We start from the raw sequence: 16911 nt of genomic DNA, 5'->3' as shown, positions 1-16911 counted from the left end.
GAAAGCGGGATTACTACCATCTCAACAACAACTACAGAACGTATCTTTGTCAAATGACTCCATTAACAGAACAGGAATTGCACCAGCTAGCGATGAATATCGTGGGAAAGGAGCTTGAGGAAGATGGTTATGATTTTCTGGCCGTGAACTCAAAGCCCAAAAAAGATCCACAGTTTGTAGTGCTCAAAAACAAAAAACTAAACTTTGTAGTAGTGCGTGCTGTTACTTATCCCGCAAATCCCGTGGAATATGACGAGAAGCTGATGCAAACCGTTTATGAACACGCCGTAAAATATAAAGCCAGAACCTACTTTGCTGGTGTAGGCCTGGCCAATTCCAGGGATTATGATATGCCTGTACATCACGAGGATGATTATGTCGTGAATTATGCAGGACTTATTGAAATCAAGGATTAGATAAAATCAACGATGCCACCTTCGGCACGCAGTGATGCTCCATTAGTTGCACTGGATAATGGGCTGGAAACATAGGCAGCCATGTTGGCAATTTCTTCTGGATCTGTAAATCGCTGTATCAAACTGGATGGCCGTTGCTCGTTGAAAAACTGTTCTTCCATCTGTTCTTTGTCGTGAGAATCACCATCGCTCATATTGTCAAGCATATCCTGCACACCATCAGAATAAGTCGGTCCAGGCAACACACTGTTTACCGTTACTGTGGTTCCTTTAGTCAGTTTTGCAAGTCCTCTGGCAACCGCTAGTTGTGCAGTTTTGGTCATTCCATAGTGAATCATTTCCTCAGGAATGTTGAAGCCACTTTCACTGCTGATAAAAATGATGCGGCCGTTATCGTTCTTTTTCAACATTTGCGGAAAAAGCGCTCGGCTCATGCGTATACCGCTCATGACGTTCACCTCAAAGAAATTCATCCATTCATCATCTGTAATATCTTCAAAGTCTTTGCCGCCAAATATTCCCAAATTATTAATGAGAATATCAATATCAGGTAGATCCTTGATCATCTTATTGATGGATGTAACAACTGCAAAGTCTGCGGACATAAAACGGACTTTATCAAAGCCTTCGAAATAGTTTTTGGATTTATTTATAGACTTCTCGCTGCTACCATGAACAATAACGGTGGCTCCTTCTTCCAGTAACTTTTTGGCAATCGCCTTTCCTATTCCTTTAGTGGATCCGGTTACTAATGCTGTTTTTCCTTTGAGTTGTAAGTCCATTGTTTTTCTTTAAAGATATTAAGCAATCACGGCAGGAGCGATTAATGAAAAGTTATAAATATGCAGGTATTCTTAAATGTTTCTATAGATATGCAGATGTATAGGTAACTTTGAAACTCAAATCATTGCTATGAAATTCTATCTTGTTTTAGTTTCGCTTTTTGTTATTCTTTCATGTAAAGAGGCAACGCAGGATCTATCCACCACGACTCAAGATATTTATGGGAATGCTATAGGAACTACTTATAGTGTCAAGTATTTCTCAGATAGCACCGTCGACCTTGAGCCAAAAGTTGATAGTTTGATCGATCTGTTCAATCAAAGCATGTCCACTTGGGTTCCTGATTCCAGAATTAACCAGATCAATGCGGGAAAAGACAGCGTGGCCGTAGGTCCAGAGTTCAAGGAAGTTTTTGATTATGCTCAGGAAATCTACCGCAAGACCGATGGTTATTTTGATCCAACCGTTGGGAATTTGGTAAATGCTTATGGTTTTGGAGCAGATGGTAAACAAGAGAAAATTCCTGAACCGTATCAGATTGACAGTTTGTTGCAGTATGTGGGGTTTTATAAACTCGATATGGTTCCCGCAGCAACTCCAGATGAATTTTACGTAGCATCCAGTCACAGCGGTATTTACCTCGACTTCAACGCCATCGCCAAAGGAACATTAGTTGATTACATCGCCAGAATGCTAGAAAATCAAGGTATCACAGATTATCTGGTTGAAGTAGGTGGCGAGGTTACCGCTTCTGGAATCAATCTGGAAAAAGGTCAGGATTGGAGCGTAGGCATAGATGACCCTACCCAAACAGCTGGCAACCGAGAACTTATCACTGCGGTAAAATTGAAAGACAAAGCGATGGCAGGAAGCGGTAACTACCGTAAGTTTAAAATTGATGAGGCAAGTGGTCAGGAATATGTGCATACTGTCAATCCGCTGACTGGTAAAGCTGTTCCCAGCGAGGTGCTGGGCGTGAACGTCATTGCAGACAACTGCACACTTGCAGATGGTTACGCTACAGCTTTTATGGCAATGCCACTGGAAAAATCCCGAAGACTGTTAGCAAATCTTCCCGAAATTGAGGTGCTCATTATGTATATGGGAACTGACGGTGAACTCAAATTTGAGACTACGCCCGGATTTAACCAGTACGTGAAACAGCCTATTTTGTAACTACCGGAATCAGTTCTCCAGCAGCCAGTCGGTGATAATCAACTTTTTCTGGAGGTAAAGTCGCTGTGTAATCCACAGCTTGAACTTTAAATCCAACAGCCGCTAGGCGCTCAAAATAATCCATCCCATAAACCCGAACGTGGTCGTATTGACCGAAGATACGTGCACGCTCCGCGCGGTCTGTGATGGTATCATCTTCAAAGGTTTTTTTCCTATCATTTTCAAGCGGTACTTGAAATATAGCCGTACCTCCAGGTCTCAAAACTCGATATAATTCCTGCATTGCTGTTTGTTCATCTGGAATATGCTCGAGCACATGATTGCAAAGAATCATATCAAATTCATTGTTTGCAAACGGTAGATTGCAGATGTCCGCCTTAACATCTGCCAGTGGTGAATTTAGATCTGTTGTGGTGTAAATGATGTTCTCGCTTTCGCGAAAGCGTTTATAAAAACATTGTTCTGGTGCAAAGTGAAGCAGCTTTGTAGGCTGAGAGAAAAGCGAGGTTTCCTTTTTCAAATACAACCAAAGCAATCGATGGCGTTCCAACGATAGGGTAGAAGGCGACAGAACATTCTCCCTAACGTTTCCATAACCATAAGGCAAAAAACTGCGGAATTTCTTTCCATCAATGGGATCCTCATAACGATTACCACGATACCACCAGGCCAGAATGGGCCGCACGGCATAACTCGCGCTAATCAACCATGGTCGTGGTATAAGGTTAAGAAAGAATTTGAAGAGTTTTTTCAAGTGGTTCTAATCTTTCCAACGATATGGATCTTCCTCATTGGAAACAATCCCCAAAACTTCATGTACATAATCGAACGTACTCAATAATCTTGGTTCGCCATCCACCATTGCCACATCATGTTCAAAGTGCGCGCTAGGTTTGCCATCGCGAGTCTTGATCGTCCAGCCGTCTGGGAAATGCTTGATGCTTTTTGTTCCCATGTTGATCATGGGTTCAATGGCCACCGTCATTCCTTCAACGAACTTTTTGCCGCGACCACGTTTACCATAGTTAGGCATCTGCGGGTCTTCGTGCATCACACGACCTAATCCGTGACCTACCAATTCGCGAACTACACCATATCCAAAACCCTCACAATATTCCTGAATCGCATAACCCACATCGCCCACACGATTCCCTAAACGAAATTGTTCGATACCTATATATAATGAGTTTTTAGTTCGCTCGAGTAGTAACTTCGTTTCTTCGGGAACTTCGCCTACGGTAAATGTATACGCATGATCGCCGTAAAAACCATCCACTATGGCGCCACAATCAATGGAAAGCACATCGCCGTCCTTGATGGCAACATCTTTGGGCAAGCCGTGAACCACTTCTTCGTTAGGACTAATCAGCAATGTGCTGGGACAATCGTACAATCCCTTAAATCCCGGGATCGCACCATTGTCTCGTATATATTGTTCAGCTAGGTCATCTAGACGCTGCGAAGTGACGCCAGGTTTGATCTCTGCAGCGATCATTCCTAGGGTTTTACTCACCATCAGCGCCGCTTGACGCATGATTTCCAGTTCCTCTTTTGTTTTCGTAACTATCATTGATTTCTTTACAAGCTGCAAAAATAGGAAATATGAGTATGATCAAGGTGGATTTGGGCGTTCCACTTCGGTGCCGCTTAAGGCGTCACCTACGGTCGGGCTTTATGTTACAATCTTTTATCACGCTTATCTCGTGATATAAGGATTTCCACTTCAATCCCTAACGCGAGATCTTGGATATTAAGTAGAACAGATGAACCACGAATATCTTCCTATATCCAGTCCAACTTCTCCTTGGTCAACTCATGTTTCACATTACCCGTATGTTTGATGGCCGCAGGCTCAACGAGCATTACATGAACTTCTTGATGCGCTATGGGTTTGTGATCAACTCCTGCGGGAACCACGATCATTTCGCCTGCACTCAGTTCTACCACCTTATCGCGGAATTCAATAATCAGCGTTCCTTTTATAATGTAGAACAGTTCATCTTCATCGGCATGATTGTGCCAGACAAATTCACCGTGAAGTTTAGCTAGTTTCACCTGCTGTCCGTTAAGCTCGCTGATGATCTTTGGCGTCCAAGTTTCGTTAAAGAGATCTAGCTTATCTGAAAGATTGATTTTATCCATAGCCATTGATTAAAAAAGGAGAGCGATAAGCTCTCCTAGATTATTTTCTTAATTTTTAATTCTCATAAGAATGTTTGTAATCTTGACCACTGACAATCTTAAGAATATCTTTTTCCAATGTCTCACGAGGGTATTCTACAAATCTTCCTAGCTCTTCACCGTCACGATAGAATATAAAGGTTGGAACTCGATTAACATCGTAGCCATTGACAAGGTCAGCTGGTTCACTTTTAGAGCGATCCACGGTAATCATTGTTAAATCATCCTGATCATATCCTACGGCGTCAAGTAGTTTGAAAAATTTAGGCGTTTCCCTTTTAGAATCACCGCACCAGGTTCCCATATAGGCACGCACTTCAACATCCTTCATTTGAGATTTCAAGTCCGCTACAACCGCATCATCTGGAGTGTATTCTTCATATCGTGGATTGAACCATGAATTGAAAGGCTCACTTTGAAAATCTTTCAAAGATGCTACACCTTGAAGGTTACCGTTAACCATAGTTGCCATTCTTGCTTCTGGTTTAGTCATTTCAACTGTAGCTACTGTTTTGGCATCACTTGTACTAGAAGCTGTAGCTTCTTTTTGCGATCCACATGCGGCTAGAATCAATGCAGCACTCGCTGTGATAAGTATTTTTTTCATTTCGTTATTTTAAATAATATTTCTGTTGTTGTTTTATCAATAGTCACTAGGCAGATTCCAATTCAAATTAGATCAAAGAACTCTGCGTCATTTCTGCAGGTTGTTCCACGCCTATCAATTTCAAAATGGTTGGTGCAATATCACCTAAAACACCATCCTTTATTTCTTTAATATCTTGATCCACTAAAATTAGCGGAACTGGATTTGTAGTATGTGCCGTATTCACGCTACCATCAGCATTCATCATAACCTCGCAGTTGCCATGATCTGCGATCACAATAATCGTATAGCCAGAATCAACGGCAGCATCTATAACTTGTTGCGCAGCATGGTCCACAGCTTCACAAGCCGCAACAGCAGCTTCCATGCTTCCCGTATGGCCTACCATATCAGGATTAGCAAAGTTGAGGCAAATAAAATCTGCTTCTGCTTTCTTGATTTCTGGAATGATCTTACCGCTAACGCAATCAATCGACATTTCTGGTTGTAGATCGTAGGTCGCAACCTTTGGCGAATTGCACATGATGCGTTCTTCTCCAGGGAAAGGTGTCTCCTCACCACCATTAAAGAAAAAGGTCACATGAGGATATTTTTCCGTTTCTGCTATTCGTATTTGTTTTTTACCAGCGTTGGAAAGAATCTCGCCAAGCGTATTTTTCAAATTAGGTTTCTCAAAGATTACTTTGATGTTTTTGAAATTCTCGTCATAAGTAGTCATGGTCACATAATACAGATCTAGCTTATGACAGTTTTGCTCATGAAAATCTCGCTGGCACAACATATCTGTCAACTCACGACCACGATCTGTTCGGTAGTTGAAAAAGATTACGACATCGCCGCTTTCAATCTTTGCTACAGGTTCACCGCCGTTAAGCGCTATAATGGGTTCGATAAATTCGTCTGTTAGTCCTGCAGCATAACTTTCACGAACAGAAGCTACCACATCATGGCTGGGTGCGCCCATACCTTCTGTCATTAGATGGTATGCTTTTGCGACGCGTTCCCATCGCTGGTCTCTATCCATGGCAAAATATCGACCTATGACGCTGGCGATCTGGGCCGGTGTTTTGGAAATGTGTTGCTCCAGACTTTCTAGGAATCCTGCGCCAGATTTGGGATCAACATCGCGTCCATCTGTAAAGGCGTGTACAAAAATATCTTCCAATCCATAATTTAATGCAGCGTCGATTAACGCCTTTAAGTGGTTGATATGTGCGTGGACACCACCATCAGATACCAATCCTGCAAAGTGGACTTTTTTGGAGTTCGCTTTCGCGAAAGCGAATGCATCGACCAGCACTTTTTCATCTTTCAAGCTGTCCTCTCGTACGGCTTTATTGATTTTGGCGAGGTCTTGATATACGATACGTCCTGCTCCCAGATTCATATGTCCTACCTCACTATTGCCCATCTGGCCGTCAGGTAAACCGACGTTTTCACCGTCTGTGCGCAAGGTCGCGTATGGATATTTCTCGTAAAGACTGTCTATATATGGCGTGTTTGCCTGTGCGATCGCGCTGACTTTAGGGTCTTGGGTAATTCCCCAACCGTCAAGGATCATCAACATGGTTTTCTTATTCAATGGAATGGTTTTAAGCCCATAAAGTTACGGAAACCGCTTAACCCTGGTTGTAAAATGGACTTAAGATTGCGAAAACAGTGGAGTAGTGCAGCTTACATCAATTCCCACAGTGCTATCAAAAGCAAAAGGCTATGGAGCACAATAAAGATAATTCTGGGAACTTTGGACTTAATCATTAAAGCCACATAAATAAAGCTGGCAATCAATATGGCTAGAAGTGATAGAGAAAACCAAGTGCTGTCTGCAGAAGTCAACCCGAAATGGTTAAAATAACCTTCCTTAGCTTCTGGAAAACCCTTATAATTAGAGAAGGTAGCAAACCAATATAATTTCGTGTAGAGAACGATTAAAAGGGTTGCACTCGGGAAGATATATTTTTTCATAAATATTTATTTCCCACCTATCGCTTGCGCCACCATCCAGCCGCCAGTCCAAGCATTCTGAAAATTGAAGCCGCCAGTGATGGCGTCAATATTCAAAATCTCTCCTGCAAAGTAGAGGTTTTCCTGTTTGCGGCTCGCTAAAGTTCTAAAGTCCACTTCTTTCAAATCTATGCCGCCAGCGGTAACGAACTCTTCCTTGAATGTGCTCTTACCGTCAATCTTGAAAACGCTTGCTGTCAAAGTGTTAGCGAGTTTGTTCAGGGTTTTGTTGGAGCAATCTGCCCATCCTTTTTCCTGTAGCGCTAGGCTTTCCGTAAGATAGATCCACAGTCTTTTGGGTAGATCGAACGGTCGATCGTTGCTTATTTGTTTTTTGCTGTTTTCGCGTTGGGCTAAGAGTACCTCGTAGCAATCATCTTGAGTTAAGTGGTTTAACCAATTGATAACCAAATCAAATTTATATCCAGAGCTGTTCAATTCCACTGCACCCCAAGCGCTCATTTTCAAAATCGCTGGTCCTGAAAATCCCCAATGGGTGATCAATAGTGGTCCCTGGGATTCTAACTTTAATTGCGGTACTTCTACACGAGCTTCCATTGCAATCCCAGCAAGATCTGTAATGGCCTTATCGACTATATTAAATGTAAATAATGAGGGAACTGCATCCACGATGGTATGTCCTAAGGATTTCATCATTTGCCAAACCTTTGGGCTGCTACCAGCTGTTATTACAAGATGATCGCACATGAACTCATCAGTTTTGGTAGTTACCTTCCATTCACTGTCGCGCTCTAGCGAGACTACGTTTTGCGAAGTTTGAACATTAATATTGTATTTTTTAGTAAGTCTTAGAAAGCAGTCGATGATGGTTTGTGAAGAATCTGTGATAGGAAACATGCGGCCATCGTCCTCAATTTTGAGTTCCACGCCATGGTTGGAAAACCACTCAATGGTATCGCCCGTCATGAATTTATGAAAAGGTCCCAATAATTCCTTCTCACCACGCGGATAATTACCCGTCAACGGTCGCGGATCAAATTCGGCATGCGTGACGTTGCAACGACCACCACCAGAAATGCGGACTTTCTGCAGTACTTCTTTACCACGTTCTAAAATAGTGATGGAAAGATCTGGACGTTGCTCGGCTAGGTTAATGGCGGTAAAAAACCCAGCAGCTCCACCACCGACTATAATGACATCAGTATTTGTATGATGTGGACTCATTAATTCCTATGCCAAATAACCTCTTCCGTTTTCTTGTTGATGGCAGCCAATAAGCTCTCAGCATTGTCATCTACGCTGATTAGGTTATTGTCAATGAGCCAGATGATGGCCTTGTCCTGTGCGCGGCCTTTGATCATTGCTTCACGGTATCCCATTCCTTCTGGAGGGAAAGTAACGAGTGAATATTTTGATGAGTATTGCTCTTTCGCGAAAGCGGACTCCAACTTCATCTCAATAGCACGCTTGGTCTGGAAATTGGGATGTGAAACGCTGTCCCGCATCTCGACAAAATTGTCCAACGCTAGATCTGCTATGGCATCGGTATCTGGTTTGCGCTCGATAGAAAATCGGTTCATGGCATCGTCCCAATCTTCACATTCTTCCAAGATTTGATCAAAAACCAATACGTCTTCAAAGCCGGCATTCATTCCCTGACCATAAAATGGTACGATGGCGTGACAGGCATCGCCCATCATCAACACCTTGCCATGAGCGGCCCAAGGCGAGCAACGCACGGTTCCCAATGGTGGCACCGGATTGCGCTGGTATTGCTCCAACAGGTCTGGAATCTGATCGTAAACATCTGGAAATTCTTCTTTGAAAAATTCAGTCACCTGATCATCTGTAGTAATCTCCTCAAAACTGTGGGGTGAGTCTTTGCGGCGCATAAATAGCGTCATGGTGAAACTGCCATCGAGATTAGGTAAGGCAATCAACATAAAACCACCACGTGGCCAGATGTGCAAAGCATGCTTGTCAATGCGCCAGCCGCCATCGTCTGCCGGTGGCATGCGCAATTCCTTATAGGCATGCGGTAGCCAATTAGTTGTATAAGAAAAGAAAAAATCGCGCTGGCGTGCCATGGCGGCACGTACTCTTGAACCAGCACCATCTGTACCCAGTAAAATATCCGGATTCCAGTGTTTGATTTGATTATCCTCCAGGTTCTTATAGTCAACACTGCCTTGTCTTAAGTCAACGCTGGTAATTTCTCTTTTGAAATCAATCTGGACTTTTTTGTATTCATCTGCTTTATCCAGCAATAATTTGTTGAGGTCTTCACGGGAGATGGAGTTAATGTAGTCATCATCTCTACCGCTGTAATTAGAGGTTAGGACTTTGCCATCTTTTGGGTGAATCATTCGTGCTTTCATGGGAATGCACAACTCTTTTACCTTGTCACCTAAGCCAACCATTTTAAGGGCGCTCAACCCGCGATCTGAAAGAGCTAGGTTAATGGATCTGCCTGCATCAACAATTTTTGTGCGCATGTCTGGTCGCTTTTCCAGTACGTTCACGTTGTAGCCACGTTGGGCAAGTCTCAATCCCAACAGCGCACCACAAAGACCTGCTCCAGTGATTAGAATGTTGGTATTAGTATCTGATATCTTCATTAAAAGTTTCTAGGAGGCGCTTAAAGAGCTGCCGTCAGGATCTGGACAAAGTTCCAGCAATCCAAGTAGGAGTTATATAAAGGTACTGGTGCAACGCGAATTACATCAGGCTCTCTCCAGTCTGCAATAACACCTCTATCACTTATGGCTTCAAAAAGACTTTTGTCTGCATTTTTGACGGCTAATGATAATTGACAGCCGCGATCTTTGGGTGTTTTGGGAGTGATGATTTTGATGCGATCGCCTTCAATATTGTTGACTAGATATTCTAGGTAATTGGTAAGTTGATTGGATTTTTCCAAAATATTTTGCCATCCAGCTTCCATAAACAACTCCATGCTCGCACGAATGGGAGCCATGCTCAATATGGGAGCGTTTGATTGTTGCCAGCCTTCGGCGCCGTAGATGGGATCAAATTTGGGATTCATTAAAAAGCGTTCTTCTTTATTGTGTCCCCACCAGCCTGCCATACGATCTAGTTGGTCATTATCTGCATGGCGCTCATGGACAAAGCATCCACCAATGCTTCCAGGGCCAGAGTTCATATACTTATAGGTACACCATACGGCAAAATCAGCGCCGCTGTCGTGCAGTTTCAAATCAACATTTCCAGCACCGTGCGCACAATCAAAGCCAACCATCGCACCGTGAGAATGGCCTAGCTCTGTTATTTTTTTTAGATCAAAGAACTGACCTGTATAATAATTAATGGAAGCGATCATTACCAAAGCGATCTCGTCACCGTGGTTCTGAAATATCGATTGAAGATCTTCCATGTCCAGCGTTGAGGTTCCCGGTCTAGGCTGCCATAAAATGACGTCTTCTTTAGGGTTTCCACCGTGATACTTGATTTGTGAATCCACCGCGTAGGTGTCACTAGGGAAAGCGTCTGCTTCCATGACAATCTTCCTGCGCTTACCTGATGGTTTGTAAAAACTTACCATCATAAAATGCAGGTTAGGCGTCAAGGTATTCATGACCACGACCTCATGGGGTAAAGCGCCTACGACTTTGGCCATGGGTTTGTTGAGGAACTCGTGGTATCGAGTCCATGGGAAAGTCTTGTCAAAATGTCCCTTGACGCCTAATTGTGCCCAATCATTCAACTCATCAGCAACATATTCCACTGCTTTTTTGGGTTGAACTCCTAGAGAGTTTCCACATAGGTAAATACTTTCTTTCCCGTCAGTATGTTTGGGGATGGTAAAGCTTTCGCGAAAGCGAGATAAACTATCTGCAGCATCAAGCGATTGAGCATACTCTTTAGTGGAATCAAATGTCATTTATTATTCTTTACTAATGTTAATGTCTGAGAAGTAGATGTTTAGAGTGCCGTCTTTCGAGCGGTGATTGGTCGCTATTTTTATTCCCTCATAATCTTTGTAATCTTCAAAGGATGTTGTCATGGCTGGTTCTGTAGCGCCCTTTGGGTAATACATCCATTTGTCGATCATCATATTTTCATCAATCACCATATCATAACGATCGCCAGGAGTGTATCCATCGTTACCGGTATATTGGACTTTAACCATTTTACCTTCGCTAGACTCTGGATAAGAAATTTCTTTACCATTGTCCCAAGCTAACTTGAATTGTGGCAAGAGCCAGTAAACATCGTTTACAAAAGCGCGATCTGCACTCATAGCTAGACTATCATTAACTTGTTTACGGTTGTAGGTGATGGTCTCATCATTTGAATTAAGAGTTACCTGGTCAGATTTAGGATTCCAATCCCATTCACGTGAGGCCATTGTCTCGCCATTACGTTCTACATTAAAGGTAAACTCTACCATATTTACATCATTCCAACTTTCGAGCCCGCTGGTGTTGGCAACTTGCATGGATAATTCAGGAGTTTCTTCAACGGCGATTTCATCCTTATTTTCATTCTTGCAGGAAACAAGCGCGACAGAAAATACTATAGGTAAAAGATATTTTTTCATAATTGTGGTTGTTGGATTTTGAGGATCAAAAGTACGATTTCTAGGGCGTTATAAAATTGTAAAGGTTTGTGAATATGGTCTCTGTCGCTAGAATGGAAAGTACCTTTGTATCGTGAGAAAAAAGATAGTACAAACTAAGATCAGTAAAAGAAGAAAGAACGTCATCATATTACTTTTGGGGACGCTTATTGCTATTGGACCATTCTCTATTGATACTTATCTACCAGCGTTTAAACAAATTGCAGGAGATTTTAATGTAGATACCAGCGCAATAGGTCTCACATTGACTACCTATTTTATAGGTATAGGATTAGGGCAGCTTGCTTATGGACCTTTAATGGACAAGTATGGACGCAGGAAGCCATTGATTGTAGGTTTGACGCTCTATATATTAATGAGTATTCTTTGCGGTCTAGCATGGGATCTTTGGTCACTTGCATTTTTTAGGTTTTTTATGGCGTTGGGTGGTTGTGCTGGTATGGTTGCTAGCAAGGCTGTGGTAAGGGACTATTTTGAAAAAGATCAAGTGGCAGATGTATTGAGCACGCTCATGCTCATCATGGGAGTTGCTCCGATAATAGCACCAACCGTTGGCGGATTCATTATTACCGCCTTTCACTGGGAAGTTGTTTTCTTCTGTCTCGCAGGCTTTGCTGCCATAATGCTTTTCAATGTTGTCTATATTTTACCAGAAAGTGCAGAGCCTATCAGCTCCACTAGTTTGAGGCCAACTAGAGTAGCCAAGGAATATTGGTCTATATATAAGAATAAGGATTTCTTCCTTTTTTCAACCACACGTGGTTTTGCTATAGGTGCACTCCTTGCCTATGTAGCCAGTGCACCATTCGTGTTTATTGAATTTTTCGGGATAAGTGAGGATATGTTCGGATACATATTTGGCGGTAATGCTGCCGGACTAATTTTAGGAAGTCAACTCAACCGGCTCTTTTTAAAGAGATTTACGACTTTCCAAATCACATTTACCGTTGCGATTATTATGGCATTTCTTACTTGTGGTATAACTATTTACAGCCTGCTGGTGCAACCACACTTCTGGGTTATTTATCCAGGCTTGTTCACAATGCTGTTCTTTATAGGTTTTCAAAACCCAAACGTTACAGCACTTAGTCTGCAACCCTTCAATCTCCAGGCAGGTAGTGCAAGTGCATTGGTAGGAGCGGTGAGTATGATATTTGGGAGTATAGCCAGTACACTTGTAGCCCAATTACTGGTGGACGGGATCATGCCGTTATTATTGATAGTAACCATATGTAGTATCGCTGGTTGTATAGCTGTAGTATATTATAAAGTGGAGTATGGTCATGGGTACGCTTTCGCGAAAGCTTATTACCATCATCCTCATCGCATCAAACAACGTCGGGAGGCAGCATAATCAATAGTGACAATTTTGGATGGAATGATCATCTAAATATTAAAGTTATTTAAACATTTTGTTGTAGGTACAATTAAATATTACTTTTAGAATATGAAAAAAGTAGTCCATAAAGCAGAAAGTCGCGGCCATGCAAATCATGGCTGGTTAAACGCAAACCATAGTTTTAGTTTTGCTAGCTGGTATAATCCAGAGCGCATTAATTTTGGAGCCATAAGAGTTTTGAATGATGACGTCATAGCTCCAGGAGCGGGATTTCCAACCCATCCACATGATAATATGGAAATAATCACCATTCCTTTATCTGGTGTTTTAGAACATAAAGATAGTATGGGAAATGTAGCGCAGATCAAAACTGGAGAGGTCCAAGTCATGAGCGCAGGAACAGGTGTGACGCATTCAGAATATAATGGTAGTCAGACAGAAGAATTAAAGTTGTTTCAGATATGGCTATTTCCAAATAAGAAAGATGTCAAACCCAGATACGATGAATTAAAGCTGAAAGCAGAAGATCGTAAAAACACCTTTCAACAAATTCTTTCACCGTCTCCAGATGACGATGGGGTATGGATTCATCAAGATGCATGGATGCATGTAATTTCTATGGACCCAAAGACTGAGAAAGAGTATAAGCTTAAGAATTCTGCAAATGGTGTCTATGTCATGAATATAGAGGGTGAAGTAGAAATAGAAGGAGATCGATTAAGTAATCGTGATGCCATCGGTATTACAGAGTCTGATTCCATAAATTTCAAAGCAGCATCTCAATCTGAATTATTACTGATTGAAGTACCTATGCAATTCTAATCTCATAAACAAATTGATTTTTCAAGAGCAGCCTCTGTGGGCTGCTTTTCTGTTGTTGTAAGTTTCGCTTTAGGTTTTGGGAGTGTTTTTGATTGAGTTTGGAGTAACGGGTTTGGTTGATGAGGTGTTGATTTCGTAGAGAAGTTGATGGAAAGCATATGCTATCGGAAAATATTTCAATTTTTTTGAGTTTGTATTTTTTTGTAAATCAGGGTGTTGAAATTTAATAGTGGATTTATTGCATTTTTCTTTTGAAAAGATTTGGTTGGAAGAGAAATGTATCTGTATATTTGCACCCGCTTTGCAAGAGACGTTACGTCGAAATTCAGAGCAACGTTCATCAGGAGTAGTGGAAGACTGGAGTATTTAGGCATCGTGAAGAGGCCTTGGCGAAGGTTCCAAAAAGATAGCTTCTGATAAGTTCATTGAGATATTGATTGACAGCACAAAAAGAACAGGTTTGTTCCTTTTTAGAAAGGGATGGACCGGTAAGAATAATTATAATATAGTGTAAACAGACAAGAACGCCAATTGCTAGTAGTATATAGGTTATGGGATTCTCGCAAGAGATCTTTTTAACAAGATTCTACGATGAAGAGTTTGATCCTGGCTCAGGATGAACGCTAGCGGCAGGCCTAACACATGCAAGTCGAGGGGTAACAGGGAGCTTGCTCCGCTGACGACCGGCGCACGGGTGCGTAACGCGTATACAATCTGCCCATTACTGAGGAATAGCCCGAAGAAATTTGGATTAACGCCTCATGGTACCAGCTAGCCGCATGGCTTACTGGTTAAAGGTTACGGTAATGGATGAGTATGCGTCCTATTAGCTAGATGGAGAGGTAACGGCTCCCCATGGCTACGATAGGTAGGGGTCCTGAGAGGGAGATCCCCCACACTGGTACTGAGACACGGACCAGACTCCTACGGGAGGCAGCAGTGAGGAATATTGGACAATGGGCGAGAGCCTGATCCAGCCATGCCGCGTGCAGGAAGACGGCCCTATGGGTTGTAAACTGCTTTTGTACGGGAAGAAACCCCTCTACGTGTAGAGGGCTGACGGTACCGTAAGAATAAGCACCGGCTAACTCCGTGCCAGCAGCCGCGGTAATACGGAGGGTGCAAGCGTTATCCGGAATCATTGGGTTTAAAGGGTCCGTAGGCGGGTGTTTAAGTCAGTGGTGAAATGCAGGGGCTCAACTCCGGCACTGCCATTGATACTGAACATCTTGAATTATTGTGAAGTGGCTAGAATATGTAGTGTAGCGGTGAAATGCTTAGATATTACATAGAATACCGATTGCGAAGGCAGGTCACTAACAATACATTGACGCTGAGGGACGAAAGCGTGGGTAGCGAACAGGATTAGATACCCTGGTAGTCCACGCCGTAAACGATGGTTACTAGCTGTCCGGCTCGATTGAGAGCTGGGTGGCCAAGCGAAAGTGATAAGTAACCCACCTGGGGAGTACGTTCGCAAGAATGAAACTCAAAGGAATTGACGGGGGCCCGCACAAGCGGTGGAGCATGTGGTTTAATTCGATGATACGCGAGGAACCTTACCAGGGCTTAAATGCAGACTGACAGGCTTGGAAACAGGCTTTTCTTCGGACAGTTTGCAAGGTGCTGCATGGTTGTCGTCAGCTCGTGCCGTGAGGTGTCAGGTTAAGTCCTATAACGAGCGCAACCCCTATTGCTAGTTGCCAGCGAGTCATGTCGGGGACTCTAGCGAGACTGCCGGTGCAAACCGTGAGGAAGGTGGGGATGACGTCAAATCATCACGGCCCTTACGTCCTGGGCCACACACGTGCTACAATGGTAGGGACAGAGAGCAGCCACCTCGTGAGAGGGAGCGAATCTATAAACCCTATCACAGTTCGGATCGTAGTCTGCAACTCGACTACGTGAAGCTGGAATCGCTAGTAATCGCATATCAGCCATGATGCGGTGAATACGTTCCCGGGCCTTGTACACACCGCCCGTCAAGCCATGGAAGCTGGGGGTACCTGAAGTCGGTGACCGCAAGGAGCTGCCTAGGGTAAAACCGGTAACTGGGGCTAAGTCGTAACAAGGTAGCCGTACCGGAAGGTGCGGCTGGAACACCTCCTTTCTGGAGTTCCTGAAATAATGGAACCTAAAAATGAGAGTTCCGTGACCTACTACATGCAAATGGCGTGTTTGTTTATATTATTATCTAGTACAACTGTCAATCTTATTTATAAAAAAAGTCGAAAGACGAGTGGTGTGCCTTTCGAGGTATGTTACAGTCTCATAGCTCAGCTGGTTAGAGCGCTACACTGATAATGTAGAGGTCGGCAGTTCGAGTCTGCCTGAGACTACTTTTAAACATTACGCTTTCGCGAAAGCTAAAATCGCACTCAGTTCATTATATATATTGAAGGAAATTCTAGAAGTTAGAGAGTTCTACATTCATCATTCTGAATTCACAATTCTGAATTCCAAACAATGGGGGATTAGCTCAGCTGGCTAGAGCGCCTGCCTTGCACGCAGGAGGTCATCGGTTCGACTCCGATATTCTCCACCAAAGTTCCCACGTAGGTGGGAATCTCTTCGAGTTTAGCAATAAGCCTGAAGAGATACCTAGTCAAGCTGGGTATGAAACGTTCATTGACATATTGAAAAGATTAAACGAGAAACAGATAGGCACATTGAAAGATGTGTTTGTTATTAGTAAAATAAGAATACAAGAGCAAGGCGTTGATTTTCTATCGTTAGAAGATCAGCATTGAATACCATAAGCAAATTAAGGGCGTATGGGGGATGCCTAGGCTCTCAGAGGCGACGAAGGACGCGATAAGCTGCGATAAGCTGCGGGGATTGGCACATACGATGTGATCCGCAGATTTCCGAATGGGGCAACCCGTCATGTTGAAGACATGTCATGCCGTAAGGCAAGCAAACCCGGTGAACTGAAACATCTAAGTAGCCGGAGGAAGAGAAAACAATAGTGATTCCGCTAGTAGTGGCGAGCGAACGCGGAATAGCCCAAACCATTCAGTTT

General features: G+C 43.0%; 15 protein-coding genes, 2 tRNA genes and 2 rRNA genes (1 of these 19 only partly in view). 8 read left to right on the top strand and 11 right to left on the bottom strand.

Features of this window, described 5'->3' with window-relative positions; all coding sequences use genetic code 11:
* The first annotated feature begins 53 nt into the window (after window positions 1-53).
* Complete coding sequence (locus BLO34_RS09330) at window positions 54-416, top strand: Na(+)-translocating NADH-quinone reductase subunit F (protein WP_090754710.1); 363 nt, start codon at window positions 54-56, stop codon at window positions 414-416.
* Here the strand turns inward: BLO34_RS09330 and BLO34_RS09325 are convergent.
* Window positions 413-1198, bottom strand: coding sequence for an SDR family NAD(P)-dependent oxidoreductase (locus BLO34_RS09325; RefSeq protein ID WP_090754708.1), 786 nt, complete (start codon window positions 1196-1198; stop codon window positions 413-415). The genes BLO34_RS09330 and BLO34_RS09325 overlap by 4 nt on opposite strands.
* 130 nt (window positions 1199-1328) lie before the next feature.
* On the opposite strand from BLO34_RS09325, the gene BLO34_RS09320 reads away from it, so the two are divergent.
* Window positions 1329-2375 carry an FAD:protein FMN transferase gene (locus tag BLO34_RS09320; protein WP_090754706.1) on the top strand — a complete coding sequence of 349 codons (1047 nt, stop codon included), beginning with the start codon at window positions 1329-1331 and terminating at the stop codon, window positions 2373-2375.
* Here the strand turns inward: BLO34_RS09320 and BLO34_RS09315 are convergent.
* From BLO34_RS09315 to BLO34_RS09275, 10 genes are all read right to left on the bottom strand, one after another.
* Window positions 2365-3129, bottom strand: a complete 765-nt coding sequence (locus tag BLO34_RS09315; protein ID WP_090754704.1) for a class I SAM-dependent methyltransferase — start codon at window positions 3127-3129, stop codon at window positions 2365-2367. The genes BLO34_RS09320 and BLO34_RS09315 overlap by 11 nt on opposite strands.
* A 6-nt stretch (window positions 3130-3135) precedes the next feature.
* Window positions 3136-3945 (bottom strand): type I methionyl aminopeptidase, encoded by an 810-nt coding sequence (gene map, locus BLO34_RS09310; protein ID WP_090754702.1) that lies wholly within the window; start codon window positions 3943-3945, stop codon window positions 3136-3138.
* A gap of 212 nt (window positions 3946-4157) precedes the next feature.
* Window positions 4158-4517, bottom strand: coding sequence for a cupin domain-containing protein (locus tag BLO34_RS09305; protein WP_090756578.1), 360 nt, complete (start codon window positions 4515-4517; stop codon window positions 4158-4160).
* A gap of 55 nt (window positions 4518-4572) precedes the next feature.
* A complete protein-coding gene (locus tag BLO34_RS09300) occupies window positions 4573-5163 on the bottom strand; it encodes a thioredoxin domain-containing protein (protein WP_090754700.1) in 591 nt (196 codons plus the stop codon).
* A gap of 67 nt (window positions 5164-5230) precedes the next feature.
* Complete coding sequence (gpmI, locus tag BLO34_RS09295) at window positions 5231-6745, bottom strand: 2,3-bisphosphoglycerate-independent phosphoglycerate mutase (RefSeq protein WP_090754698.1); 1515 nt, start codon at window positions 6743-6745, stop codon at window positions 5231-5233.
* Between the two features lie 92 nt (window positions 6746-6837).
* A complete protein-coding gene (locus BLO34_RS14575) occupies window positions 6838-7128 on the bottom strand; it encodes a hypothetical protein (protein ID WP_157686756.1) in 291 nt (96 codons plus the stop codon).
* Between the two features lie 6 nt (window positions 7129-7134).
* Entirely contained in the window at window positions 7135-8352 is a 1218-nt protein-coding gene (locus BLO34_RS09290; RefSeq protein WP_090754696.1) for an NAD(P)/FAD-dependent oxidoreductase, read from the bottom strand.
* Window positions 8352-9746, bottom strand: coding sequence for an FAD-dependent oxidoreductase (locus BLO34_RS09285; protein WP_090754694.1), 1395 nt, complete (start codon window positions 9744-9746; stop codon window positions 8352-8354). Before BLO34_RS09285 ends, BLO34_RS09290 begins: the two co-directional genes overlap by 1 nt.
* Before the next feature lie 20 nt (window positions 9747-9766).
* Window positions 9767-11029, bottom strand: a complete 1263-nt coding sequence (gene kynU / locus BLO34_RS09280; protein ID WP_090754691.1) for a kynureninase — start codon at window positions 11027-11029, stop codon at window positions 9767-9769.
* A gap of 3 nt (window positions 11030-11032) precedes the next feature.
* The gene (locus BLO34_RS09275; protein ID WP_090754689.1) at window positions 11033-11689 is read right to left on the bottom strand and encodes a hypothetical protein; all 657 of its coding nucleotides are present in this window, start codon (window positions 11687-11689) and stop codon (window positions 11033-11035) included.
* A 112-nt stretch (window positions 11690-11801) separates the two neighbouring features.
* On the opposite strand from BLO34_RS09275, the gene BLO34_RS09270 reads away from it, so the two are divergent.
* From BLO34_RS09270 to BLO34_RS09240, 6 genes are all read left to right on the top strand, one after another.
* Entirely contained in the window at window positions 11802-13082 is a 1281-nt protein-coding gene (locus BLO34_RS09270; RefSeq protein ID WP_090754688.1) for a multidrug effflux MFS transporter, read from the top strand.
* Between the two features lie 93 nt (window positions 13083-13175).
* Window positions 13176-13889: a pirin family protein gene (locus BLO34_RS09265; protein ID WP_090754686.1), complete on the top strand. Its 714-nt coding sequence runs from the start codon at window positions 13176-13178 to the stop codon at window positions 13887-13889.
* A 588-nt stretch (window positions 13890-14477) separates the two neighbouring features.
* Window positions 14478-15999 (top strand): 16S ribosomal RNA (locus BLO34_RS09255).
* 155 nt (window positions 16000-16154) lie between these two features.
* Window positions 16155-16228, top strand: a tRNA-Ile gene (locus BLO34_RS09250).
* 129 nt (window positions 16229-16357) lie between these two features.
* Window positions 16358-16434 (top strand) — tRNA-Ala (locus tag BLO34_RS09245).
* Window positions 16435-16642: 208 nt separating this feature from the next.
* Window positions 16643-16911 (top strand): 23S ribosomal RNA (locus BLO34_RS09240); it runs 2556 nt beyond the window's last position.
* Together the 16S and 23S rRNA genes with 2 tRNA genes alongside form the textbook arrangement of a ribosomal RNA operon.

Origin of the sequence: Nonlabens sp. Hel1_33_55, assembly GCF_900101765.1 — a bacterium.
Lineage (GTDB): Bacteria > Bacteroidota > Bacteroidia > Flavobacteriales > Flavobacteriaceae > Nonlabens.
Note: the sequence above shows the minus strand (reverse complement) of the source record. Positions and strands in the feature narration are given on the sequence as shown.